This is a genomic window from Staphylococcus sp. GDX8P114P-2 (assembly GCF_017892945.1).
In the GTDB taxonomy this organism is placed as follows: domain Bacteria; phylum Bacillota; class Bacilli; order Staphylococcales; family Staphylococcaceae; genus Staphylococcus; species Staphylococcus arlettae.
In genome coordinates, this window is the sequence record NZ_JAESMB010000005.1 from 172,209 (window position 1) to 174,757 (window position 2,549).

General features: G+C 32.7%; 2 protein-coding genes. Both read left to right on the forward strand.

The genetic code is table 11. From position 1 onward, the window contains the following. Nucleotides 1–36: 36 nt before the first annotated feature. Nucleotides 37–918, forward strand: coding sequence for a 4-hydroxy-tetrahydrodipicolinate synthase (gene dapA / locus KA845_RS02180; RefSeq protein ID WP_021459399.1), 882 nt, complete (start codon nucleotides 37–39; stop codon nucleotides 916–918). A 10-nt stretch (nucleotides 919–928) separates the two neighbouring features. After that, nucleotides 929–2,404, forward strand: coding sequence for an aldehyde dehydrogenase family protein (locus KA845_RS02185; protein WP_021459400.1), 1,476 nt, complete (start codon nucleotides 929–931; stop codon nucleotides 2,402–2,404). Nucleotides 2,405–2,549: the final 145 nt, after the last annotated feature.

The following is a 2,549-nucleotide window of genomic DNA, read 5'->3' on the forward strand; positions in this document are numbered from 1 at the left end:
TTAATTAAAAAATAAAACATTAAAGGAGAAATGAAAATGGAAAAATTCAAAGGGGTATACCCAGTTATCATAACACCTATGAAAGAAAATTTTGAAATAAATTACGAAGGTTTAAAAGAAAATGTTAATTACTTTATTAAACAAAAAGTCTCTGGACTTGTAATAAATGGGAGCACAGGAGAGTTTGTTTCATTAACAGAAAAGGAAAAAGAAGAAATAATTAAAACAGTTATATCAACTGTAAATGGTGCTTTTCCCATTATTGTTGGCACGGCAAGTGAATATACAAATGATGCTATTCGTTTAACACAATCTGCTGAAAATTTAGGGGCAGATGGCGTTTTAGTTATAAACTCATATTATGCACATCCTACTGATGAAGAAGTTTATCATCAATTTAAAGATATTGCTGAGAGTACGTCTTTACCAGTCATGATTTATAACAATCCTTTTACTACAGGAATAGATATTGGTCAAAATACATTAATTGATTTAGGTAACAACATAAAAAATATTACGCATTTAAAAGAATCGAGTGGTTCTATTCAAAAATTAAGAGATATACATTACGCTACAGGTAATAATTTAACATTATTCTGTGGTAGTGATGACTTAGCGTTTGAGTCTATTGTAATGGGAGCTCAAGGGTGGGTTTCAGTTGCAGGAAATTTAGCTCCGAATTTAACCAAAGAGTTATATAAAAAAATAGAGTCAAAAGATTTTAATTCTGCACATGAAACATATAAGAAACTTTTACCATTATTGCAATTTATAGAAGATAGTGGAAAGTATGTACAAATTGTTAAAGCAGGTATGGAAATTAAAGGATTAAACGGTGGACCTAGTAGGCCACCAAGAAGAAACTTAAACACAGAAGAAACAAAAAGATTAAAAGAAATTATTTCAACTTTAAATTAGGAGGAATACTATGACAAAAACAATCAAAATGCCAGCAAAAGTACAAAAATTTATTAAAGATGATATCGGATTATTCATTAATAACGATTACGTAAGTAGTGAAAATCACAACACTTTTGAGGTATATAACCCAGCAGATGATACACTTATTACCCGAGTTGCAGAAGCGAATTCAAAAGATATCGATTATGCAGTAGAATGTGCTGAAAAAGCCTTTAAAGGTGAGTGGAGTCAATTAACTGCACAAGAACGTAGTGATTTAATCATAAAATTCACGGATTTATTAGAAGAAAACAAAGAAGAGTTAGCTTATTTAGAAGCATTAGATAACGGCAAGTCATATGAAATCGCGCTTTCAGACGACATACCAGGAGCAATTAATCAATTTAGATATTATGCAGGTTGGGCTACTAAAGTATTAGGTCAGACGACACCAATAAGTCCCAAGTATTTTAATTATTCAGTACATGAACCTATAGGCGTTGTAGGACAAATTATTCCGTGGAATTTTCCATTGAACATGGCTTCTTGGAAAATGGGGGCGGCTCTTGCAACTGGATGTACAATTTTGATAAAACCGGCAGAACAAACTCCTTTATCATTATTGTATGCTGCACAATTAATTAAAGAGGCAGGTATACCTGAAGGTGTTGTTAATGTGGTTCCGGGTAGAGGGCTAGTAACAGGAGAAGCAATTTCAACTCATCCTAAAATACGTAAAATTGCTTTTACAGGATCTACGGAAACAGGAAAAGGGATAATGAAAAAAGCTGCAGATACAATTAAGAATATTACTTTAGAATTAGGAGGAAAATCGGCTAATATTATATTTGAAGACGCTGATTTGTCTGAAGCAGCAACAACTGCGGTTGATGGAGTAATGTATAATCATGGACAGAATTGTAGTGCTGGTACTAGAATATTTGTACAATCTTCGATTTATAAAGAGTTTATTGAAAAATTTATTGAGCAAACAAAACAAATTAAAATCGGATCTGGCACTGAAAAAGATACAGATATGGGACCATTAATTTCACGCAAACAGCAACAACGTGTTGAAGAATATATAGATATAGGAGTAAAGGAAGGTGGCACCATAGCCTACCAACAACCTCTAGAAGATAGTAAAGGATATTTTGTACCCCCTACTGTGTTCACCGACTTAACAGATGATATGCGTATTGTTCAAGAAGAAATTTTCGGACCTGTAGCATGTATATTACCGTTTGAAACAGAACAAGAAGTAGTGGAAAGAGCTAATGATAGTGAATATGGTTTAGCTGCGGCAGTATGGACAAAAGATATTCAAAGAGCAATTAATGTAACAAATCAACTAGAGGCAGGAACTGTTTGGATAAATGATTATAACTTAGAAGACCCAGCTGCAGCATTTGGTGGTTACAAGCAATCAGGTATTGGTAGAGAAATGGGAACTTACGCGTTAAATAATTATACAGAAGTTAAATTTGTATGGGTCAAATTATAGATAAAAAATAGGAGGGGTGTCCTGAACTGACCCCAATTAGTGGGAATAAAATAAAAACACTTTCGTTGAATTCATTTAAAATGAATCATACGGAGGTGTTTTTTCTATGAAAATAATGTCTTATTCAATAGAAACAAAATATAAA

What these genes read in the sequence shown, in the direction of transcription:
- dapA (WP_021459399.1), top strand. Translation starts at nt 37, where the DNA reads ATGGAAAAATTCAAAGGGGTATACCCAGTTATCATAACACCTATGAAA.
- KA845_RS02185 (WP_021459400.1), top strand. Translation starts at nt 929, where the DNA reads ATGACAAAAACAATCAAAATGCCAGCAAAAGTACAAAAATTTATTAAA.